We start from the raw sequence: 25712 nt of genomic DNA, 5'->3' as shown, positions 1-25712 counted from the left end.
CGTTAAAATTAAAGTATTCATTATGCAAAAGATATTATTAGCAGAAGACGATCCTAATTTGGGGGATCTTTTAAAAGACTATCTCGAATTAAAGGGAAAATTTGACGTCACACTATGTACAGATGGTGATGAAGCAATATCCCAGTTCAAGAAAAATAACTATGACCTCTGCATCTTCGATGTCATGATGCCTAAGAAAGACGGCTTCTCTGTTGGACGTGAAATCAGAAAAACAAACAATACTGTTCCAATAATCTTTGCCACAGCGAAAGGTATGATGGAAGATAAAACTGAAGCTTTTGAACTTGGAGGGGATGATTATATCACTAAGCCGTTTCGGGTTGAGGAATTGTTACTTCGCATCAATGCCCTGCTAAAACGCAGTGTTCGGGATAAAGAAGAAGAGGTAGTTGCAGACAAATTTGAAATTGGCGATTATTTCTTTGATTACACAAGTCAGCAGATTTCCTATAAAGGGCAGATGCAGAAACTATCGACTAAAGAAGCTGAACTTTTACGCCTGCTCTGCCTAAAGAAAAATGATGTATTGACAAGAGAGGAGGCTTTATTAAAAATATGGCATGATGACAACTATTTTACTGGTAGAAGTATGGATGTCTTTCTCAGTAAACTTCGAAAATACCTGAAAGAGGATAGTAAAGTTGAGATTGTAAATGTGCATGGAAAAGGTTACAAACTTTTGGTAAGCTAAAAACAGTGGGAATGAGTCATACGATCATTCCCATTTTTTTGTCTGTAATGCATTGAATTATGAAATAAAGGAATGATTCGATGAAAAGAAGAGAAAAAAAGAATTTCATTCTTAGTAGAATATAAAAAATAGGTGCACTTTCATAAAAAATTTGCATTTTTAAAATAATTGCGCTACCTTAGCATCGCTTATAGAGAAAGGCAGAGGGAATAGACCCGATGAAGCCTTAGCAACCTGTCCCTTGACAAGGTGCTAAATTCTACCCATTAGTATATGGGAATGATAAGCCGAAGTCACCAAATTCTAGTGTGTCCTTCTCTCTCTAGCAAGAAATATAGTTGAAAAAAAATATTAAAAACATTCATTATGTTATTGACTAACAATTTAGGTTACCCTCGTGTGGGCGCGTTCCGCGAATTGAAAAAAGCCAATGAGGCCTATTGGGCTAAAAAATCTTCTGTTGAGGAATTATTGGACACCGCAAAAAAAATACGTGAAGGCAATTGGAAAACACAAAAAGATGCTGGAATAGATTTAATCCCTTCCAATGATTTCTCTTTTTACGATCAAGTATTGGATTTAACCCTTACGGTTGGTGCAATTCCTGCCCGTTACCATTCCTTATTGAATAAAGTAGACAACAACTACAGCTTAGACTTATATTTTGCAATGGCCCGCGGTTTCCAACAAGAAGGAATTGACGTAACTGCAATGGAAATGACCAAGTGGTTGGACACAAACTACCACTACATGGTACCAGAATTCACAAAAGATCAAGAATTCAAATTGACTTCTGAAAAATTCTTAAATGAATACAACGAGGCAAAATCATTGGGCATTGATACTAAACCAGTTTTACTTGGTCCGATCACTTACCTATTGATCGGTAAAGAAAAAGAAGCTGGCTTCGACAGGATCGATTTATTGGATAAACTTGTCCCTGTATATGAGCAAATATTGTCTAAACTAGCTGAAGCTGGTGCGCAATATGTTCAGATTGACGAACCGTTCTTAGCATTGGATTTAGATGCTAAAGTAAAAGCGCTATATCAGCCTACTTTTGAAAAATTAGCTGCTGCAGCAAAAAACATCAAATTAATCGCTACCACTTATTTCGAAGCGTTAAAAGATAACGAAGATATCGCGGTTAATTTGCCTATTCATGCTTTACATTTGGATCTTGTCCGTGGTGAAAACCAACTGGATACCGTTTTAGCTAAAGTTCCCGCTTCATTGACATTATCTTTAGGTATTGTTGAAGGCCGTAACATCTGGAAAAACGATTACGAAAAGTCATTGGTTAAAATCAAGCAAGCAGTTGATGCATTAGGAAAAGACCGCGTTTGGGTGGCTCCTTCTTCATCTTTACTGCATGTTCCTTTTGACCTAGATAATGAGCATAATGAACAATCATTACCTGCTGAAGTAAAAAATTGGTTAGCCTTTGCCAAACAAAAATTAGCTGAAGTGAAAGACTTAGCTGTACTGGCAGAAGGCGAAGTTGATGCGAAAACAGCGAAACGTTTTGAAGCGAACAAAGCTGCTGCTGAAAGCCGTCGCACTTCTCCATTAATTCACAAACCTGAAGTTAAAACACGTACAAGCAATATCACTGATGACGATGCAAAACGTACTTCAGCATTTGCAGACCGTAAAGCAGCGCAACAAGCGAAATTTAACTTGCCGGCATTCCCTACCACAACGATAGGTTCTTTTCCACAAACAAAAGATGTTCGTAAATGGAGAGCAGATTTGAAAAAAGGTGCTATTACTCAAGCGGAATACGATAAAGCAATCGCAGAAGAAACTGAAAACACCATCCGCCTTCAAGAGCAATTGGACATCGATGTTTTGGTACATGGGGAATTCGAGCGTAATGACATGGTGGAATACTTCGGTGAACAATTAGCCGGATACGCTTTCACACAAAACGGCTGGGTTCAGTCTTACGGTTCTCGCTGTGTTAAACCTCCAATTATCTATGGTGATGTCTACCGTCCAGAGGACATGACTGTACGTTGGTCATCTTACGCACAATCATTGACAAACCGTCCGGTGAAAGGTATGTTAACAGGTCCTGTAACAATCTTGCAATGGTCTTTCGTTCGTAACGATCAACCGCGTTCAACAACAACTTACCAAATTGCTTTGGCCATCTTGGATGAAGTACAAGCTTTGGAAAAAGCAGGTATCAAAATCATCCAAATTGATGAACCAGCTATCCGGGAAGGATTACCTTTACGTAAAGCTGATCAAAAAGATTACTTGAACTGGGCAGTACGTGCTTTCCGTGTTTCTTCTTCAAATGTAGAAGACGATACACAAATCCACACACACATGTGTTATTCAGAATTCAATAATGTAATCGAAGATATCGCTGCAATGGACGCTGATGTTATCACGATCGAGACTTCTCGTTCTCAAATGAAATTATTGAATGCTTTCGCTGGCGACTTTAAATATCCAAATGATATTGGTCCAGGTGTTTATGATATTCACTCTCCACGTGTACCCAGCAAAGACGAGATGGTAGATCTATTGCGTAAAGCAAAAGCAGTAGTTCCGGCAGAACAACTTTGGGTTAATCCTGACTGCGGATTGAAGACCCGTGCTTGGCCAGAGACCAAAGCAGCTTTAGAGTCTATGGTAGAAGCTGCCAAAATCTTAAGAGCAGAATAATTCTTAAACTATATTGATAAAGCCCTGGGTGAAATTTCACCTAGGGCTTTTTTATTGTACTCATATTAATCTAAAATTGTATCTAGATCGTGATCCTATTTACGAACAGTATTACTTTCTTTCTTACTATTTTTCCCACTTCCTTTACTAATTTCCTGTTTCCCTTTAATCCGATCCTCAATCGACTTCAAGCTTGATGAAAAATCAAGATCAACATTTTCAAGTTTCGCCATCTTTAACGCCTTCAACGCCTTTTTGTATTTTCTCATTTTTTCAAATAGAAGTGCTTTCTTTATCCAGATCCCTGCCAAGGGCATCGCCGGAAGTGTCAAAGCAAATTTAATCGTCTTTTTTGCAGCTTCATATTCTCCCATATCAATCAATGTCTGAATAAAATAAGGATATACTTCCACTGCCTGCACATTATGCACCAAAGCTTCCTGGAAATACCTTTTTGCCTGCTCATAATCAAACAACTGCTCGGCGTGAACTCTTCCCATCAAACATAGCGCCATTGTATTGGACTCATCATAAGACAGTGCATAGGATAAGGACTCCATGGTCTCCTCCAAATATATAGGATAGTTATCCAGCGCCTGAAGGACATATTTATTTACTGAATTCATAAAATTTTCTAAAACATAACATTCATATCCAGCTTTCATAATAACACTTGAAAGTAACTGGATTTTTAAAATTCCATAATAAGCTAAGCACATTGGAAAAATGGACTACTATTTAGAGCGCCAAGTTTTAGCCAATAGCAACGTAGGTTATTTAACGTATTAAGAAAGAAGATTAGGAAAGGGCCGTATTCCGAAGAATATTCCCGAGAATCTTCTCTGTGGACGAAGCGGGATTTTCTAATATAGCAAACATATTCTTCCGTTTTTATTAATTAATCTATTGAATTACAAAGATTCAAAATATTTACCAAATTCCCAAAAACTTGTGATTATTAATCGCTTAAATCCTACAAGGTGCTATTGGCGCATTATTGTCGCATCAATTTCGCTAAAATTTAACGACTATTTCCTCATATTTGGACTATGGAAAATCAATCAGCTAATCAATTCATCAAACTATCAAGAAAACGTAAGGGATTAACGCAACAGGAACTCGCCGATCAAGCAGGGGTATCGCTAAGAACGGTGCAACGCATAGAAAAAGGCACTGAAGAAATTAGTGGATTTAGTCTCAAACAAATTAGTCAAATTTTAGAAATACCTCTAGAACAACTCATTATGCCAAATGTAAATCAAATCAGTATCGACAACAATCAAACAGGAAGTATTAAAGCTTTATATTTAGCATCGCTTACCTTTCTGATCAATCCATTATTAGGTTTATTGGTCCCAGCAATTATGGGCTATACGAAACAAAACAAAGACGCTTTATACAGTAAGCACCTAAAAAGAATAATTGTAATACATGCTGTTGGACTATTTTTTCTAGGAAGTTTCATAGGCTATATCATTATTGCAGATTTTTTTAAGATTGCACTACCGTCTTTTTTAAGCGATATCTTCAATAGTGCCTATTTTTTACTCATCCCGGTATGCTATTACATCGTGATTCTAGCGTTTACTATTTCTAATTATATCGCAATAAGAAAGGCCAAGCTCAGTTCTGCAAACTAAACCAATACAAATGAATCTATTGCAGTCAAAATCACAGCGGCTTCTTTTGAACGATTAACACCCAATCTTTCTCAAGCAACAGATAGCCTGTTTCATAAATAAACTGGTAAGTTTGACCTTTGTTGTTGGAAAAAATATGAGTATGGAATTTAAAATCAAACCCCAATTGTTTTAACTTTTCACGCTGTATTTTGACCATCCCCTCCCCGTTCAAGGTATCTAACAATATACGGCGGTTTTTTCGCAGGATATTATTCACGTTACGCACCAAATTGGTTTGGTCGCTATTTAATTTATTATTATAGGCATTCCGACAAGCATCATCACAAAATCGCTTGTCAGAACGGCCACGTATACCCTTGCCACATTCAAGGCAAACTCTCTCAACAGAACTCATAGAAAATTACTAAACGACAACAAACGGTTACAATCGACTACAGTCGAATACAAATGGTAAATAGACGAATAAGATGTATGTCCCTTCTCATCTTTGCTCTAGATCATTCGGTGTCAAAAGCCAATGAACATCAACTAAAATAAGAATTATTAAAAACATTTAAAAATTAGACACATGAGCACATTACGTAACAAAGTACAGTTAGTAGGTCATCTTGGAAATGACCCGATCATCAAAACAACTTCCACAGGTACAAATTATTCCATATTACGTCTCGCCACCAATGATCTATTTAAGAACAAAGCCGGAGAATGGGTCGAGGAAGTCCAGTGGCATACACTCGTAGTATGGGGAAATCAAAATACGACCATAGAAAAGAAATGTCAACGCGGAACGAAGCTGATGGTTGAAGGTAAGCTCACCTATCGCAACTATGAGAACGCAGAAGGAGTAAAACAATATGTCACTGAAATTAAAGTGGATAGTTTCATGGTTTTATCAGACCCTAACAGCGCTAAAGAAGAACCTCCTACCCTTGAAGATGAAAGTGAAGATGATCTCCCCTTCTAATAAAAGAAAAAGGTAGGACAAGATATTAGTCCTACCTTAAACTACATATCCATTGCTGATACATTTGTTTTTAAACGGTAAACACCCTTAGCCACTGAAGACTTGCCCTCATCAGATACGCTCATATTTACCATATAACTTCCAAAAATATTCTTTCTCAGTCAATATAAAATCAACTTTCTTCCAAGCATTTAGGACCAGATTAATTTCCTTATCCGCTAAACTATATTTCCCAATAAAAAATTCTTGAGCGGAGAAGTATAAACCAAAAGCGTTGTCCAGGGTATGCAAACTTTCGATATCGACCTCTTCGAAAAACAAAATTACATGCGAGTTCACTATGAAATCACTTGGCGCGGGAATAGCATCCGAAAACTCAATAGCTATACATCTATTGCGGGTTTGCACAGGAAATTCAATTATCGGAAGTTCGTTGAATTTTGAAAAATGAGCGCTCGCTTCGAGAACAGCTTCCCTCTCCAAAAAAGGAATTTGCAAAAACCTCTTATTCCCGATCACCGGTACATTAGCCTGAAAATAATCATTGAAATTGAGAATTTCATTGACAGAAAGATTCCTTTCAATGAGGTGCTGCACAGGAATGCCAAAATAATTTGCAATTTTTAGAACAATTTCAATTTTCGGCTCTGCACGCATTTCTTCGTAAGAAGAAATATTCCCTCTAGTAAGATTAAAAACATCCCCGAAAGCCTGTTGGCTCATTCCTTTCACTTTTCTTAATTTCTTAATGTTGTTTCCTACGTGACTCATTTTAAAAAAAAATTGAATTATTTTTGCAAAATATTTTTGCATTTTATTATCTTTATGCAAAGAATATGTGCAATATATAAAAAACTTGATTATGTACTTCTCAAAAATTGAAAATTATATCGCCAATATTGGTTATACCATTACTCATAAGGATAAAAAAGAGGGGGTTTTTGTCATCGAAAATGAAGATGATGGAATTCGTAACCTCATCGTAGGCGTTGCACAACCCATCGTTATTTTTGAGCAATACCTTTTTACCATAAGCAATGAGAACATCGATATGTTCAAATCATTATTGATAAAAAATAGAGATATTATCCACGGCGGTTTTGCATTGACAGAAGACGGTACCAAAGTTATATTTCGATATACATTACAAATACACAATCTCGACCAAAATGAATTTGATGCTGCCATCAATTCGCTGAGTCTTTTAATGAGTGAATATTATAATCAGTTAATAAGTTTTTCAAAATTATAGAATAATGAATATTTTTAAGAGAATTTTCAGAATCGGTCAAGCAGAAATTCACGCGGTCGTGGATAAAATGGAAGACCCCATCAAAATGACGGAACAAGGTATCCGTGAGATGAAAGAGGACCTAGAACAATCGTTGGAAGCCTATGCCAAAGTGAAAGCGTTGGCCATACGCACCCAAAACAATGGTGAAAAGAAAAAAGAAGAAGCCCATGAATTTGAAAACAAAGCTATTCTTTTACTTCAAAAAGCACAAAAGGGCGAGCTGACAACAGAAAAGGCAGAAGGCTTGGCAAAAGAAGCATTGCTTTTGAAAAAACAGTTATTAATCGAAGCTGGAGAATTAGAGAAACAAGCAGTGATTCATCAAAGTTCAGCCGACGAGCTACACAAAAATGTAGACATTCTAAAATTCAACATATCGAAGTGGGAAAGTGAACTTTCAACTTTAAAAGCACGTGTTAAAGTTTCCAATGCAGCCAAAATGGTCAATAAACAGCTCGCTAATATCGATTCTAACAGTACAATTTCTATGTTGGAGCGCATGAAAGAAAAGGTCGAAGAAGATGAAGCCTTGGCCAAAGCATATGGTGAAATCGCAACGAGCAACAAAAGCAAGATAGATGAGATCAATGAGAACCTCAGTGGTTCTGACTCCGTCAACAATGAATTGGAAGAGTTAAAACGAAAATTAAATGGCGATGCGGAGATTTGAGTATAAAACAGTCAAAATCGAGCCCAAAGGTTTCTGGGGAACCAAATTGGATCCGGACAAAATCGACGAGATCCTGAATGATTTAGGTAATCAGGGCTGGGAATTAGTTGCGATGCAAGACTTGGAGGTCAATGGTCACTCTTGGTCGTTTCATTACACGTTCAAACGAGAAAGAATTTAAAAGAAAAATACGATGACAGAACTAATCAATATCTTATTTAATCCATTATCTAATGGAATTATGACAGTACTAACAGGCCTGTCTGTAGTGTATTGGTTATTTATGTTTTTGATGGGTGACGGAGTGAATTTCTTTGATGCAGATGCAGATATAGACCTTCACCCTACCCCCGATGTTACTGATGTTGACGGCACCCATGATATCGCACCTGAGGGATCCGATCATGCAAACCATCATCATACAAATACCGATAGTCATGGAGAACCAGGTTTCTTCGCAAAGGCGATGGATTACATCAATGTTGGAAAAGTGCCGATCATGCTGATTGTGACCTTGTTTAAATTTATAGGCTGGATTATTACCATCGTTTCCTCACTCTTTATCGACGTTGCTTCATGGGGTATAAAGTCGGTCTTAATCCTAATACCGGTATTCATTATCACCTTTATTTTAATGCATTTTCTCACTAAGCCACTAGCTAAAATGTTTAAAAGCATCGGTTACAATGGCGAAGAAAGCCATGATTTCCTTGGTCGCATGGGCAAAATGCGCGCAAGCATTGAAGGTAAAAAAATAGGCTCCGCAGAATTTATCATTCAACAGGATCCCATCCGCCTCAATGTAGTCAGCCACAATGGGGAGAAAATCGCTTATGGAGATGACGTTATTATTGTCGACGAATCTAGGGACAAAAAATATTATTATGTCACAAAGGAAATCACCATAGACAATATTTAAAATCGATGCGGAAAACAGAATCGCCGTGTCATTCAGAAGCTTCTGCAAGCAAAATTTAAATACTAAAATCTAAATAAATACGAATCATATGCTATATCAACCTCTTTTATTTTTAAGCGGCTTAAACGGAATTATATTGCTGATTGTCGGTTTAACTGTCTTTTTAATCTTTGCATTCTTTGTTGTACTGAGTGCATTCTATAAAAAAATACCACAGGGTAAGGCGATTGTCAGGACAGGTGTCGGCGGCACGAAAGTTGCCTTCAACAAGGGTATGTATGTCGTCCCGGTTTTCCACAAGATGGAGATCATGGACATCTCCATCAAAAAAATTGAGATTGCCCGGATGCAAGGCGAAGGACTGATCTGTAAAGACAATATACGTGCTGATATTAAGGTGGCCTTTTTTGTCCGCGTCAACAAAAATGTGGACGATGTAATCAACGTTGCCCAGAACCTAGGCTGTGATCGTGCCAGCGAACCTGAAACATTAAAGAGCATCTTCGAATCTAAATTTTCTGAAGCACTCAAGACTGTAGGGAAGAAATTTGACTTCATCGAATTGTATGAAGCCCGTCGTGAGTTTCGCGATGAAATCCTCGACATCATTGGCACAGACCTGAACGGTTATATCCTTGATGACTGTGCGATCGACTATCTCGAACAAACAGATATTGAACACTTAAATCCCAGCAATATCCTGGATAGTGAAGGTATTAAGAAAATTACCGAGCTGACTGCAAAACAAAATATCAATGCCAACTTCATCCGTCGAGATGAAGAGAAACTGATTAAAAAGCAGAACGTCGAAGCGCGCGAGGCTATCTTAGAACTGGATCGCCAACTTGCTGAAAAAGAAGAAAAACAAAAGCGTGAAATTGATAATATCAAGGCACGGGAAGAGGCGGAGATCGCAAAAGTACGTGAGGAAGAGCGCCTGAAATATGAAAGCGTCCGCATTTCGACCGAAGAGCAGCTGGCCGTACAGGAAGAAAATAAACTACGTCAGATCATCATTGCCGAGAAAAACAAACAACGGACAGATGCTGTCGAAGCAGAACGTGTAGAGAAAGATCGTGCATTGGAACAAACCGAACGTGAGCGTATAGTCACCTTGGCTCAGATTGACAAAGAACGTTCGATTGAGACCGAAAAGAAAAGCATCCAAGGGGTTATTAAGGAACGCGTACAATTGGAGAAGGGTGTTATTGAAGAACAACAGGGAGTCCGAGATATTGAAGTATTCCGCGAAGTAGAACGGAAGAAACAAGCAGGCGTTATCGCAGCATCACAAGAAGCCGAAGAGAAATTAATTTCTACGGTAAAAGCTGCTGAAGCAGCGAAAATTGCGGCAGAACAAGAAGCTGAGAAAAAAGTGATCGACGCTGAAGCAGCACGTAAGATTGCTGAAAAACGTGCACAGGAATTATTAATAGACGCCGAAGCGAAAAAAGAAGCGTCACTCAAAGAGGCTGAAAGCCGTAAGATCATAGCTGAAGCGCAGGCGAAAGAAGAAGCCGCATTAGGCTTGTCAGAAGCCGAAGTAATGGTGGCAAAAGCCGAAGCCGAAGAAAAGCAAGGTACAGTACAGGCAAATGTGATCGAGAAAAAAGCCGAAGCGATGCGCAAAGAAGGTTTAGCACAGGCGGAAGTTGTTCGTGAAAAAGCACTTGCGGAGGCAAAAGGTATCGAAGAGAAAGCCGAGGCCATGAAAAAACTGGATGGTGTGGGTAAAGACCACGAGGAGTTCAAATTACAGTTACAGAAAGAACGTGACATCGAACTTGCACAGATCAATATCCAAAAGGATATTGCACAAGCACAGGCTGGTGTATTGTCCGAAGCACTTAAAACAGCGAAGATTGACATCGTTGGTGGTGAAACCATGTTCTTCGAAAACATTGTACGTCAGGTATCCAATGCCAAAGGTTTTGACCATCTGATCGACAATTCTAAACATGCTACTGATATCAAGAATTCACTATTGGGCCCAGACGGCAAAGGTGATCTTGCTGAAAAAGTACGTGGATTAGCAGATAAATATGGGATCTCATCCAATGACATCAAGAACTTAACAGTTTCTGCTGCGTTGATCAAATTGCAACAGGCAGCTACAGATGCCGAGAACGGTGAAGATGCAGGCTTTATCAATTCCCTATTTGGGTTGGCAAAAAACTTAGGCATTTCAAACAAGAAGTTGTCTTAATACATGTTAAGCCAACACATACTGCGTGTGAGATAAGCGAAAACTTCTCACACGCACTACATTGATTTTTTCACAGCAATACAGTAGAGAACTGTCCATTTTATGCCAGAAGAAAACGTAATAAATCAGAACGATAGCCTTGATCAAGGTGCATATGAGATTATCCGAAAACGACTTCTTACACAAAAAGAAGAACTTGCGACCAAGCTCCAACAGTTGAATGAAGCCCGTAAAGAAGTCTTCAATTCAACGAGCTTTGTCCTCAAGGCCAATCAACGGATCACCACAGAAAACAACTGTGTTGCCCGCGGCATTCTGGCCTTGGATAATCAATGTATTTTTGGGTATAATGTGCACTTCGGACTGCGGACCGAGATTAAGCTGGAAGATGTTTTCAGTGTTTACGCATTTGAGAATAATCAATTTATTCCGCAGCCCCTCGACCTGATCAATGATCAAAATTTCATCTCAGATTATCAAAATCTATATAAATACTATCGGGACTCCATATTCTCCAAATTTCGTAGGACGGAGAATTATTTGTACATGATCTTTCAGACCAGCAAAAATCCCGCTGATCTGAAAGCATTCAAATGGTTAATCAAAGATGGTCAGCTCCAATATCAGGATGACCGCAGCATTCACGAAGTCAAATTGCCCAATCAATTTGAATTTGACTGGACGAAAACCACGCTTGAAGACCGTCGGCTCGGTAAGCATCCCCATATATCGATTATGGATAAGATCTTTATCGAAGCAATCAATGGTGACATCACCTTCAAGATCGAAAACAACACAGACAGCGGCAAAGGGATCTATTCCGAAAAAGTGGTCAATGCAGACCAACAACTGGATGATGCAGATTATTACTATGCTGATCTTGGCAATCTTATCGCAGTTCGCATCAAGCCTTATCAGGAAGATTTCAGAGCCTTTGTCTATAACCAACGGACTAAGGAAGTTGTCAACCTCAAATCACTGAATGAATCCGCAATATTGTTACCAGACAACCAAGGGATTATTTTCTCGAATGGATATTACTTACAAAATGGTACACATAAAGTTTTTGACGCCCAATTTGAACAGGTATCTTTTCTACGAAGGATAGCCTCTCCCAATGGTGAAGATTTTCTGTATATATTCTGTCAGGAAGAAACCAATACCTATATCCTACTGTCCTATAACATTATTCAGCAACATGTAGAAACTCCGATCATCTGTAATGGCTTCACACTGTTTAAAGATGGTAGTTTAATTTATTTCCGTACCGAGGCGGAAGCCACCAGGCATCATCAGGTGCAGATTTGGGAAACACCTTATATGGCCATGCTCAAAGAAAATGAGCAGAAGAAAGATGACCCCCTTTATAAAGTAGGCAATAAACAGATCGTGCAGGCGATGGCCGAGGCACAGGAGGTCATACAACTGATCAATAAAGAGGACAGTTACGAAGGTTTATACGAAGATATCCTCAAAAAGTCCACAGTTTTATTGGATTCCTATTTCTGGATCAAAGATGACGCTTTATCAAATCTTGGCAAGCCATTAACACAGATCAAGGAAGTCGCCAATACCGCTATTGATGAGTTCTTCAAAGTACAGGCGCAACGCAAACATGCCGCAGAATTAAATATCGCAGCGGAAAAGAAGATGGAAGAACTCACCTTCTCCATCAATAGTACCGTTGTAGACAAACTCGATCAGCTCGTTCATCAATTGGCCGACTCCCGTCGTCTTCAGGGTGAAATCATTGACCTTAAAAATGTAAAATATATTGATACGGTCAGGATAGATAACCTATTGGAAAAACTGCAGGACATCACATCTGAGCTAGCCGAAAAAACCATTGCTTTTCTGCTACGTGATGAATCGCTGCTTCCCTATGAACAGAAAGTAGAACAGCAAAAGAAGAATGTGGAGGCCATAGTGAAGGTCTACGATGCCAAAGCGATTGAGGAAGCCAATTCGGCCATTTCAAGTGAACTGGAACTATTGATTGATATCCTCAATAGTCTAAGAATTGACGACTCCACGCAGACAACCAAAATCATTGAAAAGATTTCGGTTATCTTCTCCTCCTTAAATGAGGTTCGTGCACAGCTTACGCGAAAACTAAATTCATTAAAGAGTACAGAGGCAATAGCCGAATTCTCGGCACAGCTAACGCTGTTGGAGCAATCCGTGACCAACTACCTCGAACTGTCAACGACAACCGAAAAGGTAGACGAGTATTACACGAAAGTGATCGTTCAGCTGGAGGAACTTGAAAGTAAGTTTTCCGAATTTGAAGATTTTGCCCTCAAGATCGCGGACAAACGTGATGAGGTTATCAAGGCTTTTAATTCCCGCAGAGAACAAATCGTTGAACAGATCAACAAGCGTACGTCCTCGATCGAACAGATCGGTCTTCGTGTATTAAAGAATATTGAGAACAAATCCAAGACATTTGCAACGCGGGAAGAGATCCTCAGCTTTTTTGCCTCGGATCTGATGATCGACAAGATCAGACAGTTGGTACAGGAGCTAAAAACACTGCAGGATGTCTCAAAAGCGGAAAATCTTGAAAACCTATTAAAGAAATCACAGGAAGACGCTTTACGGGTTTTACGGGATAAGAATGACCTCTTTGTGGACGGCGAAAATATCATCGCGCTGGGCAAGCATAAGTTTGCGGTCAACAACCAATCCCTTAGCCTTACCTTACTACGCAGAAATGACGAACTGTATTTCCACCTGACTGGGACAAGTTTCTATCAAAAGGTGCAGGCCGAGGAAATCAACAGTTTTCAGGACATCTGGGATCAGGAACTTGTCTCTGAAAATAAGGAAGTCTATCGTGCAGAATACCTTGCATACAAAGCTTTCATTGCGTCGAAAGGACAACAAAATTTTGATGCGCCGTTGTTTATTACACAGACCGTGGAGCAAAGTTATTCGGAAGGTTATGTCAAAGGAGTTCACAATGTGGATGCACTGTTGATCTATGATACGGTCAAACAGTTGGATACCAAATTGGATCTGCTTCGCTACGATCCCCTATTGCGTACGATGGCTCAGCTATTTTGGCAATCCCTTTCAGATGATCAACGGACAAAGCAGCGGGCACTGATACATTCTACCTACACGATATTAAAAACGTTTCCAACTTCAAATCGTTACCAGTCTGTCATTGATGAACTGACCAAGTTATTCAATGCATGGGAGACACATTTGGATCGCTCCAGCATTCATGGTCCTGACCTGGCTACTTACCTTTTTCAGACGTTTACGAGCTACAATACCTTTGTCGTCAGTGAACAGTCCGATGAACTGAAAAAGGCTTTTATTCGATTGCTGGAATCCAAGAAAAGTTACAAGCTTTTTGAAGCGGATATTCAGAACGAACAATTTAGCTTGGTAGATCGCTTTTACCTGACCCTAAACTGGCTCAACTCCTTCGTTGATGAGCATCCGGAATATCTTACACTACGCAAATATATTGAAGAAGCAGCGATCATGTTGCTATATCCGACCCATGAATATCACCTGATCATCGCAAAGGACCAGGCGCATATCAGCGGATTAAAAGGCAATCATGCGATCCTGAACAATGGAGAAGAACATATCCAATATCATGAATTTTTAGCACGTCTCGCGCAATTCAGTGCGTATAATGTACCTCGTTTTGTGGCTTTCTCCACATTGAAAGAGCAGCTTGCGAAGTCCTATGCCAAAGAACTAAAGATCGGTGAGTTTGAGCCCAAAGTACTGACTTCCTTTGTACGTAATAAGCTGATCAACGAAGTTTACTTTCCATTGATCGGAAATAACCTCGCGAAACAGCTGGGAGCTGCAGGTGACAACAAGCGTACGGCCCGTATGGGCATGCTTCTGTTGATCTCGCCTCCGGGTTACGGTAAGACCACCTTAATGGAATATCTTGCCAAAACTATGGGTTTGCATTTTGTCAAAATCAATGGCCCAACCATTGGTCATTCGATTACATCCATTGACCCGATTGAAGCGAAAACATCCGGAGAACGGGAAGAGCTCAAAAAGATCAATCTTGCATTTGAGATGGCTGACAATGTCATGCTATATTTGGACGATATCCAGCACTTAAATCCGGAGTTTTTACAGAAATTTATCTCTCTGGCCGATGGTCAACGTAAGATTGATGGTATTTTTGAGGGTGAGAGCAAGACCTACGACCTCCGTGGCAAGCGCTTCTGCATTGTGATGGCCGGAAACCCGTATACCGAGAGCGGCTCTAAGTTTCAGATTCCCGACATGCTTGCCAATCGGGCCGACGTGTACAATCTCGGCGATGTGATCGGTGATACCGAAGCATTATTCAACCTCAGTTTGATTGAAAATGCGGCGATTGAAAACAGTTACCTCGAGAAGATTGCAAGCAAGTCGTTTAATGACTTCTATGCCCTAGTCAACTATGCACAGTCTGTTATGGATCAATTGCCCAATTTAGAGGGAAACTATCTGAAACAGGATATTGATGACTTTATCGCTGTGCTACGGCATGTGCTAAAAATCAGAAATGTCGTGATCAAAGTGAATCAGAATTATATTCAGAGTGCAGCGATGCAGGATAATTACCGTACCGAACCGCCATTTAAAATGCAGGGATCGTATCGGAATATGAGCAAACTGGTTGCACAGGTGGTCCCTATGATGAATGAGCAAGAAATTGATCAGGTTCTTCTCGCACACTATGAGAGCGAATCGCAGACACTAACTGCGGACACTGAAAGTAACCTTTTAAAACTAAAAGAGCTTGCCGGACTACTGAACCCTGTCGAGCAGGAACGTTGGGAAGCCATCAAAGAAATCTTTCGCAAAAACAATAAACATGGAGGACTGGCCAAAGACGATAAAGTCTTCGGTCAGCTACTGGACTTCAATGAAAATCTGGAAGGTATTATTCAGGCAATTCGGGAGTATAAGAACTAAAACCACATACCCGATCACTCTCCATTGACTTGAATAGAGTCAATGAGAGAATTTGAACAGCAGAATATCATAAGGTAATTGACCTGTAAATTGTTAGCATGTTTTAAAACTAGTATCTTTGTAAGAGTTTGACTAGCTGTAATTTTTTAACAAGTAGATCACGCTAGTTGGATAGCAGATTTATGCAAAGGATCTTTGGATAAATATTTAGCAGAAGAACAAACTTAAAGGACTTAATCATGGAAGCAATACTTTTACATCCGCAAAACAAAGAGCAACTTGAAGCAATCAAGGCAATTGCCAAAGCATTGAAAATGAAATTTGAGACTACCACTGTAGAAGGCAGTACCTATAATCCAGATTTTGTAAAAAAGATACAAAATGGCCGAGCTGATGTTAAGAACGGCAAAGGGACTAAAATCGGCATTGATGATCTATGGAAATAATTTATACTCCGCAAGCGGTATAAGATTTAAAATTCTGGAAAAAATCAGGTAACAAAATAATCCAGAAGAAGATTCAAACTCTTATTCTTTCTATATTAGAAACACCATTTGAGGGTATAGGCAGACCAGAAGCGTTGAAATATGAATTATCCGGCTCGTGGTCACGATGAATAGATCAGGAGCACAGACTTATCTATGAAGTATACGAAGAAAATGGAGAAACAATACTCGAAATACAGTCTCTTAAAGGCCATTATCTGTAGATAATAAACTCAGCGAAAATACTGGATGGAAGCAAAACTTATTAAAACTGAAGAAGATTATGCACAGGCTTTAGACCGCCTTGAAGTAATATTTGATGCTAAAATAGGTTCAAAAGAAGGAGATGAATTGGAAGTTTTGGGGCTTCTCATCGATAAATATGAGACCGAACATTTTCCTATTAATCTCCCTGATCCTGTTGAGGCCATCAAATTCAGAATGGAGCAACTAAATTTTACACAGAATGATCTTGCTGATGTTCTTGGTCAAAAAAGCCGTGCAAGTGAAATATTAAATCGAAAGCGGAAACTCTCTCTTGAGATCATTAGAAAACTTCACGAAAAACTCAATATCCCTACAGATGTACTTATACAAGTGTACTTATACAAGCATATTAGTAATTACTACTAGGCTATAAGCTTTTCAATCTTTTGAGCTAATTTTTGTTCTCTTCTCCGCTAAAGCTCTCTTCAAGATATTCTATTGTCTTCTCCAGCTCGTTTAACATATTTGGAGTATATAGATATTACAACTACTTTTCGTAGATCTTTCGAGCTGAAAAGTGGAATAAAGTCTTTTTGTCAAACGGATTGGATCTGCATTTCTGAGCAATGGAAGCAGAAAATGGGTTATTTTGCGTAGACAAGGGGGTCAACTTGCGCCAAATCCATAGCTTAAACACTATCTATTTAGCACACCCCCTATGCTGTTCATTTCATACGTACAATCCTATTAACCAAGAACATGAAAATAATTTAACAGCTTACCTGGTTACGATTCTATATACAGATCGTTCGGAAATACGATTATCCGGCTTTCACAGTCCCCGAAGAAACGGTAAATATCCCGTAATCGTCAATAAGCATCCGCTCCTTGTGCACACCATTGTAAGCCATAATCCGATCCAATTCTTTCTGGGACCGTCGGCGCATGACCCAGTCTTTCTTCTGATGACTATTCAGCACATAAGCGATCATTTTCAACTGTGGATGCCATGGCTGTCCGGTATAGACCAGATGGCTGTTTTCCTCACAAATGGAAGTCGCGCCATGTACAGCCCTGCTCGCCATTTCATTGTTACCAAACAATTCGAAAATACCCGAGATCACCACAATATTAGGGACAAAATCCAGTTTTGCGTAAGTCTCCGGATCAAAACAGTCGTAATTGCTGAAACGTATTCCGTGGAGCCCTTTCCTCTTAATGATTTTCTCACCGACTGCAATATTTGACAACATAAACTCATTGATCACGATCTCCACTTCTGGGTATTTTTCTTTGATATCAAACAAATAATTTCCGGTACCGCCAGCAATATCCAGAATTTTCACAGGTCGGCCTGTAGACTTGACCTGCTCAATGTTCTCTTCTAATAGACGTAATAGATGCTGTTTGCGTAAACGTATTCCTTTCCATCCAATCGCCTCCAAGTACCCTTTATCGATGATTTTACCTAGTCCCAACCTACCCTTTGGCTCGTTGCGATAAACGTAATCCAATGAAATTCCTGAATCAAAGCCAAATTGAAGACCTAAGTTCATCCCATGACTCAATGATCCGATCTTGCCTAAAGTCCATTTTTGGAAAGCATAGTTTAGCTTCTCAGCCGCAGGCATCACCTTATGATACAATTTCTCATATTCCTTTACGGAAAATTCGTCGGGCTCAAGCCCCTGTTCAGGCTTTTGCCTTGCATAGGCTTTCGTAATAAAATCTTTTAAATAGGTATAGACTTTCTGTCTGTTGGATTCAAACAGGATACCATGATAAAAATTGCGCAGGGTAATAAATGTCTTCAGCTTGGAAGCAATGGACACGAAGAATTGCTTTTGCACTGAGTTTTTGACCACATAGTCCTTTTCGGCGGATAGTACAATCACGGGAATATCGATTGCAGCCGCATCATCGACAATACGCACACCCGCTTTCAATAGGTCGACCAATAAGGCGCCATTAATGGATTTTGAGATCAGGGGATCAGCATCATAAGCCTGTTGTTGCTCAATATCATGGGTCAGTACTTTCGCCTTAACATAGCTTTGGATAACGAGATCCTTTTTCAGCTTGGTTCCAAGTGCAATCATTTGGCTGGCTAATGGTACATACAGTTTAATCTCAAAGGCAGGGGCCAATAAAGCCATACCTGCGATCGGAGGGGCAAAATCATGTACCCAAGCACTTACAATGACCCCAGCAATACTATTGGCGATGACAAAGACGTCCTCGGTGTCAACTGCATATTCGGTACGCATATAGGAGACAAAATAATCCAGATCGCGCACATTATCCATGAATACTGATGATACGGGCACTTTAGTATGGCCATGGCCCCGCAAATCAAATGCAAAGATGGAATAATCGGCAAACTGCGGATCGGTCGCCATCTCCTGCAGGCGTTCTGAATGTTCATGCCCACGGTGCAATACAACTAAAGCTTTTTGGCCCTCTTGATAATTCCAAACACGATATAGCAGTTCCCCCTGATCGAAACTCTTAAAATAACCTGATTTCATCTTTTTATAATTTATCCCATCTATACAATGGCGTATGTAAGTATGTAATTTCCGTATCTATTCAGCTGTGACTACTAAAAACAAAGATCAAGCCACCATTTTTTGATCAGGATCGGCCAGCGACTATAATTTTCATCAACTGGATCGCATGACTTCGCAGTACCATATGCCTATTGATCGACTTCACGTGATCTATAGCATTATTTAAGTCTAAAGATAAAAATTCCCGCGTCATAAGAATAGCAAAAATCATACTTCTACTATATCCCATGGTACAATGAATGACCATATTTTCATGCGCATTCAAGTTCCGGTAAGCAGATAGCATTGCGTCTATGATCACATGGACATCTTCCACATCGACCTCCGCAACATCCAGTAAAGGAAAAGAATAATATTTTCCCATGGCACCTAAGAGTTTTACCTCCTGCAGTTCAGCTGCGAGGTCAAAAACAACCAGATCGCGACCTAGTCCCAAGTATACAAGCTCCGAATCACTCAATCTTGGTCCCACGTAACAGCGCGGAAGTAACTCCATCAGCGGCGGATTATTTCTCTTTCTAAAAAAACGCCACATCAACCAGTAAGCAAATTGGTAAGGAGCATAAAATACTTTCTTTATCAGCGGTATTCGACCCTGATGACCCTTTAAAAACCCCGTATTATTGCGCAGGTAACTGTAACCTACCGCAAAGCAGACAAAAGCTATCCAAGCAAAAACAATCAAGGGCAACACATATGCCTCGCAGAGGAGTGCTAGCAGCGTGAATATCCACCCGACGAGGTAATAACTATTCGCTATAGACACCCTTTGTGCCGATTGTTCAATGGCATTCGGGAAGAGGATAAAACTGAACTGAACCAGTATACAAGCTGTCAATAGGTCGATCACGTGGTGCTGATATACAGTCAATGTCCCTAAGCCCATCATCAGTATCCAGATGCCCAAGATTATTTTCTTCCATCCGTTGAACCTCCGGCGCAGCACCGACCAAAAAAGACAGGCATAAGCGACATGAAGGGAGGGTGCCTGATTGAAAGGCGAATCATGTTCCGTTAAGAAGGAAAAGAAAATTGCAAATAAAGGATTTTCGACCTGCGACCGGTCAAAAGAAAACCGCAGCGGAACGAGAAGAAAACATAGAGCTGCAATCAAGGTGACAAACGTAAATCGCTTTGCATAGCACAGAAGTTCCTTCTTTTCCCCACAGTAAAAGGGCACAATGCAAAAAAAAAGTCCACTGCTCATATAAGGCAAAATCATCCATGGAATGAACGGAATATGCTGTTCAAAGTCGAATACAAAAGAAGGGACCGCAGCTAAACCAGACGCGTAGGCTGCTGTAAAGGGATAGGTAAATTGAAAAAGCAACAGGCAATAGATGGCAACAAAGAGCTGCCCTCCTACTTTATTTAATCGTTTTTCATCCATTTGGCTTTCCTAAACATGATTTTACTTAATAATACATGGGGGATAAGGCCTAAAAATCCCATCAGCCATTTCATACGCTTCGGAAAAATCACGATTTCTTTCTTTTGCTGTATCGCTTTTAAGATGCGCTGCGTGGCATCATCTACATCGATCAAAAAGGGCTTTTTGGAGAGATCCTGCTGGTTAAGCTGACGGAGCTTGGCTGTATCCACATACCCTGGTGCGATGACTGTCACTGCAATCCCAAGCGGAAGCAATGCCCTCCGATAAGCATCAGCCACTTGGATTGCGGCTCGTTTTGTTTTGCTGTACAAACTGGAATTCGGAAAATCTAAAGTTCCCGAGACGGATGCTATTGTTGCAATTTGCCCCTTTGATTGTCCACGCATGACTTCGCGGGCGACTTCAAAACAGTTTAAGGTACCCAACATATTGACTCGGAGCATAGCACTTGCCTCCTCATAACTGATGCACTGTGCTACATCATCGGCATAGCTTCCTGTACAATTGATAAAAAGATCCAATGTTTCATGATGACAGAAAGAATCAACAGCAGCAGCCAAAGCATCCCGATCACATACATCTGCTTTAAACTTGACGAGCGCATCGTATGCTGGCTGATTAGTCAGCCTTGAAAGGTCCCGGCCACATACGGCAACTTCCGCCGCCTGTTGGAGGTAGCTTTTTGCTAATGCTAGACCTATTCCACTTGTTCCACCTGCGATAAATACCTTCATATTAAAAGAATGATCAAATCATATACTATTTCCACCTCTTCAGAACCTCCCCCGAATTCCACTTATTCCAATCCGTCGTGCCTTAGCCCATCCCCAGTTCCATCGTCTTGCTATATCCATAATTCCACTGTGTTTCCATAGCAGCCGCAAATTCATCCAGACTGGTCGGCAGGGACAATGTTATTTCAAATTTACGCCAATCTATACCTTTTCTGCAATAGCTTCCTACCAGCTGTTCCGCAGCATCCCTTGTATCAATCCATCGGATTTCCCGAAATTGCTGATTAATATCCCTCAGACGTTGATTCCCACTGAAGCCTAATACAGCTCTGACCAATCCTTCTTCCTGCAATTTGTATAGCTGCTTCCGTTCACCGATCACTTCTGTCGCCAAAGACTGCGCGAGCTCCACAGGCACCAGATCAATGGCTCCGCCGGCATAATACTCCCCATTCCGCTCTATTGGCTCAATATAAAACATATCGGACATCGAAATACGAACAGCCTCCAACAATGTTACCGTTCTATTGATCACTGTCGTTGGAGCAACAGCACTTTGTGCATAGTTTACACCTTGGAGTTGAATACCATCCAGATTTACGTTCGACAGGGCAGTTGCATTCCCCATCAGGACTTTCTGATAGAGCTTACGTTCGCCACGTCTCTCCCCAACTTCCGAACGGTCAAAAAGCATTCTCGAACCAATAATAATTGAGGGTATTTCCTGGGAAAATGGGCGGTTCAAAGTCGGTAATAAGGGGGAAAGATCATGTTCCATCTTGACCAGGTAGCGATCAAAGACATCTTCCAGATAAGGAGCCGATCGTTTATCCCATTGCTTTTTCAATACATATAAACCAAGTTTGCCCAGATGGCGCTGCTCCGTAAGCTGATGTCCACAGAAGAAGCGGTAAAACTCTTCGGACTGGAGATAGGATTTCCGTTCTGCATCCCTTTCAAAAGCCTGAATAATCGCAGCAGCCAATGATCCACCGCAGGTAGCTATCAGTAAATCCGGTTTTAACCCCAGTTCGCCCAACGCCGCATACATTCCTAGGTACAAGCCAAAACGAGTACCACCACCTGAAAATAAAACTGCCCGTTGATAATGCATTTCGCGATATATTAGATGTGCGTGTATCCTTTTACAAGGTCAAGACCTAATCCCAATTTTTTAGTCACCATTACAAATTCGTCATTTCTATCAAACAAATCAAACCATAGAAAACAGGCGCATTAAAAAGTAGGCTATCTATCCGATCCAACAATCCACCATGTCCGGGGATTAATGTTCCCGTATCCTTGACTCCCGTCCTACGTTTCAAAAAGGAAAAAAGCACATCACCGAAAAAGCCTAAAACACCAAAGAGTAGACCTAACAAAGAAAAGCAGATAAAATCTCCGAAGGGTAATAACAAATAGCCCAAGATATTACTCAGAATTATCGTCACTCCGATACCGCCGATACATCCGACAACAGTTTTATTTGGGCTGATGCGCGGAACGATCTTTCGCTTACCAAAGAATTTGCCCATGAGGTATTGGAATACATCATTCAGTTCCGTTAAAACGATGATATAGGCCAAAAGCTGCAATCCCATCCACTCATTCTGATGAATTTCTACTGCCCGGATAAAGGTCAGCTGGCTGAATGCAAGCAAGCAGGCAGCCGCTCCAAAAGTCATTCCGATCGCGGCGCTCACCGTTGTTTTCTGTTCCAACCGAAAAAAAAGCCCAATCCCTATGCACAACAGTGCAGCCCATAACAAGTAAGCTCCATACGAGCAGTAGATTAAAAGTAGCAATTGCAATAGACCAACGACAACAGCAAAGGGCAACGCAAAACTAAAATTGGGCACAAACATCTTCATAAATTCGCGCAGGCCCTGAAAGGTAAGCCAAGAAACAAACAGCAAAGATGTTGTCTGGGGGACGAAAGCAATCGCCAATACAAGTACAATGTAGCCCCAGCTTCTGACTCTTACAGGGACATCAGCAAACTTGTCCTTCGGATTAGATACTTCACTCATGTGCCACCAATGCCTTTCTCAATCGCGTTATGGAACTCAAGACCAATAACAAACATAGCACCGCAAAAAAATAGCTCGAAAATGCAGTGATCGAAATATGCAACAAACACAAAATCCCGTATAACCCCAACAGCAGTGCACGGTCACTTTTCCCCATGGGCCCGTCATAACGACGGTCATTGGCAACCACTTTTCCAATTAGACCACAGAATTCATTAATCACGCTCAGAATAATAAAGCATACAACCAGGTATAAACTCTCGGGATGAAATTTCAGCAAAGGGAAAAAGATCAGGACATCGGAGACAATATCGCCCACCTCGTTCAGAACTTCACCTGTTTTACTCATCTGATTGAAAAGACGGGCCATCATACCGTCCAATGCATTCAACGCCATTCGTAACAATAATCCGACTGGCAATGCCAAAAAGAAAACCGGGAAACGATCGGCATACCAAAACAGCAGCGCTATAAGAATAGACAGTGCGATCGACCCGATCGTAATTTGATTTGCAGTCACCTTTTTTCGATGCAAAAAGTTCAAAATGGGCATCAACAACTGCTGAAATTTTGGTTTTAATTTATAAACAGAAATCATAGTGTACGAGCTATAGCTCTCTTTTTTATTTTTTTTAAAAAAAAATTTGCATAGTGTAATAAATACACTATATTTGTATCATCATAATTTAGGTTTATAATTGGTTATTTAAGGTTTTCATTCTCCCCGTTTGAAAACCTTTTTTTTTGTCCTTAAATTATGGATTACCATCGTCCGCCGGCACCTCCGCCGCCAGAAGATCCACCGCCAAAGCTACCGCCACCACCGCTACTACTAGATCCACCGCCAGAACTGCTTGATGTAGACCGCACCTTCACAGGAATTGAATGCTCCCCATGAGATACACGATGTCCACAATTCTTACAGAGGTCAAAACGTTCTTCTAGCCCTTGTGAACTATAGGTTGCGGCTCGGATCGTTTTAGTACGCCCTGTTTCAAAGGTTCTATAATGGCATGCAGGACAATCGACAAAGCCAGCATTTTCATCCCATGGAACCAGCTTGATTTCATTGCTTGTCTGGTTTATCCAGATCTCGTAAGATCGACTGCCAATTTTCTCTTCCAAAAGCTGGCCAGCATCCAGATATGCGCTTTCTCGCGTAGATACATCATCCTTATTCATCCGTAACCAACGTCCTGAATTATCAGGCGGGGCCAGCCGCAGTTCATTTTTCCGAATCCGTTTATTCAATCCAATAAGATCAAATAAGGCCAATGGACTAAGCAATAGTGGTACAAGTCCCCACACACGAAATTTACGTAAGGCCCGCTGAATATTCTCCTCATCGCGATAGGAGTTAACAATCTGTGTGCGGCTAGCATTATATTTCATCGCCAAAGTGATGCTGCCAAATACAAATATAAAATAGGGTAAATTTTTCCACTGATAAACCACCTCAAAATTGTTTAAGGCAAAGGCACAGATAAACACACTGATAAACATGAGTATCCCCATACAGCCACATCCGCTTACCAAAGGTGGAAAATACTTACTCTTTTTCGTAAGCTGCCCCTTTATTGCTCTAGTCACCTCACCCAGCCAGATATAACATATTGCAAACAAGCCCAAGACCAAAAGAGAGTTGCGCAGGATAGGACTTTTAAAGCTCCAAACAGGTATCGCTTCCGGCATTAAGCGCTCCAGTTCAGCCCTGCTGTCTGCGGCCGTCAGTATTGTTTTTATAAAACCCGAAGCTTCTAAAACACCGCGATCATAATCTTCATTTCGGAAGTTGGGTACGAGATACTTCTCTCCTATACGTTTAAGATAAGCATCTGGCAAGATACTCTCCATACCATATCCAGTAATAAAGCGGTATTCATGCCTCTCTTTTGCAATAAACAATAAAAGCCCATTGTTGCTTTCTTTCTTACCGATACCCCATGTATTGAATAATTTTAAAGCAAATTCAAAATCACTGTCACCCATATAATTGTTAACAACAACGATGGCAAATTCACTTTTTGTAGCGGCCTCAATCTGTGACGACAAACCATCTAACTCAGACACAGCACCCGAAGATAGAATCCCATCGGGATTGGACACAAAATAATCCTGCCCCTTTATTTTTGGATTGGGCAAATTATCTACTGTATAAGCAGTAGATTGTCCAAAAGATGTTAGTCCAGTTAGGAAAGTTCCCAACCACAACAAAAAAAAGATATAAAATCGATGTAACTTCAGCATAATTTTAGAACA

At 40.4% G+C, this 25712-nt stretch carries 22 protein-coding genes, 1 pseudogene and 1 riboswitch; of the genes and pseudogenes, 13 read left to right on the top strand and 10 right to left on the bottom strand.

The window, feature by feature from the left end:
- Nucleotides 1–22 precede the first annotated feature (22 nt).
- Nucleotides 23–712: a response regulator transcription factor gene (locus B3E00_RS11240; RefSeq protein WP_209577652.1), complete on the top strand. Its 690-nt coding sequence runs from the start codon at nucleotides 23–25 to the stop codon at nucleotides 710–712.
- A 185-nt stretch (nucleotides 713–897) separates the two neighbouring features.
- Nucleotides 898–1001, top strand: a riboswitch (SAM riboswitch).
- Between the two features lie 77 nt (nucleotides 1002–1078).
- Nucleotides 1079–3391, top strand: coding sequence for a 5-methyltetrahydropteroyltriglutamate--homocysteine S-methyltransferase (gene metE, locus B3E00_RS11235; RefSeq protein WP_349676341.1), 2313 nt, complete (start codon nucleotides 1079–1081; stop codon nucleotides 3389–3391).
- 95 nt (nucleotides 3392–3486) lie between these two features.
- Here the strand turns inward: metE and B3E00_RS11230 are convergent, their stop codons facing one another.
- On the bottom strand, nucleotides 3487–4017 hold the full coding sequence (locus B3E00_RS11230; RefSeq protein WP_293882026.1) for a hypothetical protein: 531 nt from the start codon (nucleotides 4015–4017) through the stop codon (nucleotides 3487–3489).
- 423 nt (nucleotides 4018–4440) lie between these two features.
- Between B3E00_RS11230 and B3E00_RS11225 the strand changes: the two genes are divergently transcribed.
- A complete protein-coding gene (locus tag B3E00_RS11225) occupies nucleotides 4441–5031 on the top strand; it encodes a helix-turn-helix domain-containing protein (RefSeq protein WP_209577648.1) in 591 nt (196 codons plus the stop codon).
- Between the two features lie 31 nt (nucleotides 5032–5062).
- Here the strand turns inward: B3E00_RS11225 and B3E00_RS11220 are convergent, their stop codons facing one another.
- Nucleotides 5063–5428 (bottom strand): hypothetical protein, encoded by a 366-nt coding sequence (locus B3E00_RS11220; RefSeq protein ID WP_209577646.1) that lies wholly within the window; start codon nucleotides 5426–5428, stop codon nucleotides 5063–5065.
- Nucleotides 5429–5602: 174 nt separating this feature from the next.
- Here B3E00_RS11220 and B3E00_RS11215 point away from each other — a divergent pair, with 174 nt between their 5' ends.
- The gene (locus B3E00_RS11215) at nucleotides 5603–5998 is read left to right on the top strand and encodes a single-stranded DNA-binding protein (protein WP_209577645.1); all 396 of its coding nucleotides are present in this window, start codon (nucleotides 5603–5605) and stop codon (nucleotides 5996–5998) included.
- Between the two features lie 111 nt (nucleotides 5999–6109).
- Here B3E00_RS11215 and B3E00_RS11210 read toward each other — a convergent pair whose 3' ends face one another.
- Nucleotides 6110–6769, bottom strand: coding sequence for a helix-turn-helix domain-containing protein (locus tag B3E00_RS11210; protein ID WP_293938460.1), 660 nt, complete (start codon nucleotides 6767–6769; stop codon nucleotides 6110–6112).
- A gap of 91 nt (nucleotides 6770–6860) precedes the next feature.
- On the opposite strand from B3E00_RS11210, the gene B3E00_RS11205 reads away from it, so the two are divergent.
- The 9 genes and pseudogenes from B3E00_RS11205 (at nucleotide 6861) to B3E00_RS11165 (ending at nucleotide 17152) form a co-directional block, all read left to right on the top strand.
- On the top strand, nucleotides 6861–7250 hold the full coding sequence (locus B3E00_RS11205; protein ID WP_209577641.1) for a YbjN domain-containing protein: 390 nt from the start codon (nucleotides 6861–6863) through the stop codon (nucleotides 7248–7250).
- Between the two features lie 4 nt (nucleotides 7251–7254).
- Nucleotides 7255–7962, top strand: a complete 708-nt coding sequence (locus tag B3E00_RS11200) for a PspA/IM30 family protein (protein WP_209577639.1) — start codon at nucleotides 7255–7257, stop codon at nucleotides 7960–7962.
- On the top strand, nucleotides 7949–8143 hold the full coding sequence (locus B3E00_RS11195; RefSeq protein ID WP_293882039.1) for a DUF4177 domain-containing protein: 195 nt from the start codon (nucleotides 7949–7951) through the stop codon (nucleotides 8141–8143). The genes B3E00_RS11200 and B3E00_RS11195 overlap by 14 nt, the downstream gene beginning before the upstream one ends.
- A 12-nt stretch (nucleotides 8144–8155) precedes the next feature.
- On the top strand, nucleotides 8156–8881 hold the full coding sequence (locus B3E00_RS11190) for an OB-fold-containig protein (RefSeq protein WP_209577635.1): 726 nt from the start codon (nucleotides 8156–8158) through the stop codon (nucleotides 8879–8881).
- 88 nt (nucleotides 8882–8969) lie between these two features.
- Nucleotides 8970–11087 carry a flotillin family protein gene (locus tag B3E00_RS11185; protein ID WP_209577633.1) on the top strand — a complete coding sequence of 706 codons (2118 nt, stop codon included), beginning with the start codon at nucleotides 8970–8972 and terminating at the stop codon, nucleotides 11085–11087.
- A 102-nt stretch (nucleotides 11088–11189) separates the two neighbouring features.
- Nucleotides 11190–16034 carry a DNA repair ATPase gene (locus B3E00_RS11180; RefSeq protein WP_293938456.1) on the top strand — a complete coding sequence of 1615 codons (4845 nt, stop codon included), beginning with the start codon at nucleotides 11190–11192 and terminating at the stop codon, nucleotides 16032–16034.
- Nucleotides 16035–16273: 239 nt separating this feature from the next.
- Complete coding sequence (locus tag B3E00_RS11175) at nucleotides 16274–16480, top strand: DUF2683 family protein (RefSeq protein ID WP_108636245.1); 207 nt, start codon at nucleotides 16274–16276, stop codon at nucleotides 16478–16480.
- Between the two features lie 35 nt (nucleotides 16481–16515).
- Nucleotides 16516–16650: pseudogene (locus B3E00_RS11170) on the top strand (type II toxin-antitoxin system YoeB family toxin); the annotation flags it as partial.
- A gap of 118 nt (nucleotides 16651–16768) precedes the next feature.
- Nucleotides 16769–17152 carry a helix-turn-helix domain-containing protein gene (locus B3E00_RS11165; RefSeq protein WP_293887590.1) on the top strand — a complete coding sequence of 128 codons (384 nt, stop codon included), beginning with the start codon at nucleotides 16769–16771 and terminating at the stop codon, nucleotides 17150–17152.
- A 395-nt stretch (nucleotides 17153–17547) separates the two neighbouring features.
- Here B3E00_RS11165 and B3E00_RS11160 read toward each other — a convergent pair whose 3' ends face one another.
- The 7 genes from B3E00_RS11160 to B3E00_RS11130 form a co-directional block, all read right to left on the bottom strand.
- Nucleotides 17548–19254: a bifunctional alpha/beta hydrolase/class I SAM-dependent methyltransferase gene (locus B3E00_RS11160; protein ID WP_293882053.1), complete on the bottom strand. Its 1707-nt coding sequence runs from the start codon at nucleotides 19252–19254 to the stop codon at nucleotides 17548–17550.
- A gap of 106 nt (nucleotides 19255–19360) precedes the next feature.
- A complete protein-coding gene (locus tag B3E00_RS11155) occupies nucleotides 19361–20686 on the bottom strand; it encodes a phosphatase PAP2 family protein (RefSeq protein WP_293882055.1) in 1326 nt (441 codons plus the stop codon).
- Nucleotides 20668–21423 carry an SDR family NAD(P)-dependent oxidoreductase gene (locus B3E00_RS11150; protein WP_293882057.1) on the bottom strand — a complete coding sequence of 252 codons (756 nt, stop codon included), beginning with the start codon at nucleotides 21421–21423 and terminating at the stop codon, nucleotides 20668–20670. The genes B3E00_RS11155 and B3E00_RS11150 overlap by 19 nt, the downstream gene beginning before the upstream one ends.
- Nucleotides 21424–21505: 82 nt before the next feature.
- Complete coding sequence (locus B3E00_RS11145; RefSeq protein ID WP_293882059.1) at nucleotides 21506–22537, bottom strand: patatin-like phospholipase family protein; 1032 nt, start codon at nucleotides 22535–22537, stop codon at nucleotides 21506–21508.
- Nucleotides 22538–22607: 70 nt separating this feature from the next.
- Nucleotides 22608–23453, bottom strand: a complete 846-nt coding sequence (locus B3E00_RS11140) for a phosphatidate cytidylyltransferase (RefSeq protein ID WP_293938455.1) — start codon at nucleotides 23451–23453, stop codon at nucleotides 22608–22610.
- Nucleotides 23446–24051 carry a CDP-alcohol phosphatidyltransferase family protein gene (locus tag B3E00_RS11135; RefSeq protein WP_293938453.1) on the bottom strand — a complete coding sequence of 202 codons (606 nt, stop codon included), beginning with the start codon at nucleotides 24049–24051 and terminating at the stop codon, nucleotides 23446–23448. The genes B3E00_RS11140 and B3E00_RS11135 overlap by 8 nt, the downstream gene beginning before the upstream one ends.
- A gap of 164 nt (nucleotides 24052–24215) precedes the next feature.
- A complete protein-coding gene (locus B3E00_RS11130) occupies nucleotides 24216–25700 on the bottom strand; it encodes a TPM domain-containing protein (protein ID WP_293938451.1) in 1485 nt (494 codons plus the stop codon).
- Nucleotides 25701–25712 lie beyond the last annotated feature (12 nt).

Origin of the sequence: Sphingobacterium sp. UBA5996 (assembly GCF_002429765.1) — a bacterium.
In the GTDB taxonomy this organism is placed as follows: domain Bacteria; phylum Bacteroidota; class Bacteroidia; order Sphingobacteriales; family Sphingobacteriaceae; genus Sphingobacterium.
The sequence above is the reverse complement of the archived record's forward strand: the minus strand, read 5'-3'. Positions and strand labels throughout refer to the sequence as shown.

Bases quoted from the DNA above. Each gene is read 5' to 3' on its own strand.
- B3E00_RS11240 (WP_209577652.1), top strand. From the start codon at position 23: ATGCAAAAGATATTATTAGCAGAAGACGATCCTAATTTGGGGGATCTT.
- metE (WP_349676341.1), top strand. From the start codon at position 1,079: ATGTTATTGACTAACAATTTAGGTTACCCTCGTGTGGGCGCGTTCCGC.
- B3E00_RS11230 (WP_293882026.1), bottom strand. From the start codon at position 4,017: ATGAATTCAGTAAATAAATATGTCCTTCAGGCGCTGGATAACTATCCT.
- B3E00_RS11225 (WP_209577648.1), top strand. From the start codon at position 4,441: ATGGAAAATCAATCAGCTAATCAATTCATCAAACTATCAAGAAAACGT.
- B3E00_RS11220 (WP_209577646.1), bottom strand. From the start codon at position 5,428: ATGAGTTCTGTTGAGAGAGTTTGCCTTGAATGTGGCAAGGGTATACGT.
- B3E00_RS11215 (WP_209577645.1), top strand. From the start codon at position 5,603: ATGAGCACATTACGTAACAAAGTACAGTTAGTAGGTCATCTTGGAAAT.
- B3E00_RS11210 (WP_293938460.1), bottom strand. From the start codon at position 6,769: ATGAGTCACGTAGGAAACAACATTAAGAAATTAAGAAAAGTGAAAGGA.
- B3E00_RS11205 (WP_209577641.1), top strand. From the start codon at position 6,861: ATGTACTTCTCAAAAATTGAAAATTATATCGCCAATATTGGTTATACC.
- B3E00_RS11200 (WP_209577639.1), top strand. From the start codon at position 7,255: ATGAATATTTTTAAGAGAATTTTCAGAATCGGTCAAGCAGAAATTCAC.
- B3E00_RS11195 (WP_293882039.1), top strand. From the start codon at position 7,949: ATGCGGAGATTTGAGTATAAAACAGTCAAAATCGAGCCCAAAGGTTTC.
- B3E00_RS11190 (WP_209577635.1), top strand. From the start codon at position 8,156: ATGACAGAACTAATCAATATCTTATTTAATCCATTATCTAATGGAATT.
- B3E00_RS11185 (WP_209577633.1), top strand. From the start codon at position 8,970: ATGCTATATCAACCTCTTTTATTTTTAAGCGGCTTAAACGGAATTATA.
- B3E00_RS11180 (WP_293938456.1), top strand. From the start codon at position 11,190: ATGCCAGAAGAAAACGTAATAAATCAGAACGATAGCCTTGATCAAGGT.
- B3E00_RS11175 (WP_108636245.1), top strand. From the start codon at position 16,274: ATGGAAGCAATACTTTTACATCCGCAAAACAAAGAGCAACTTGAAGCA.
- B3E00_RS11165 (WP_293887590.1), top strand. From the start codon at position 16,769: ATGGAAGCAAAACTTATTAAAACTGAAGAAGATTATGCACAGGCTTTA.
- B3E00_RS11160 (WP_293882053.1), bottom strand. From the start codon at position 19,254: ATGAAATCAGGTTATTTTAAGAGTTTCGATCAGGGGGAACTGCTATAT.
- B3E00_RS11155 (WP_293882055.1), bottom strand. From the start codon at position 20,686: ATGGATGAAAAACGATTAAATAAAGTAGGAGGGCAGCTCTTTGTTGCC.
- B3E00_RS11150 (WP_293882057.1), bottom strand. From the start codon at position 21,423: ATGAAGGTATTTATCGCAGGTGGAACAAGTGGAATAGGTCTAGCATTA.
- B3E00_RS11145 (WP_293882059.1), bottom strand. From the start codon at position 22,537: ATGCATTATCAACGGGCAGTTTTATTTTCAGGTGGTGGTACTCGTTTT.
- B3E00_RS11140 (WP_293938455.1), bottom strand. From the start codon at position 23,453: ATGAGTGAAGTATCTAATCCGAAGGACAAGTTTGCTGATGTCCCTGTA.
- B3E00_RS11135 (WP_293938453.1), bottom strand. From the start codon at position 24,051: ATGATTTCTGTTTATAAATTAAAACCAAAATTTCAGCAGTTGTTGATG.
- B3E00_RS11130 (WP_293938451.1), bottom strand. From the start codon at position 25,700: ATGCTGAAGTTACATCGATTTTATATCTTTTTTTTGTTGTGGTTGGGA.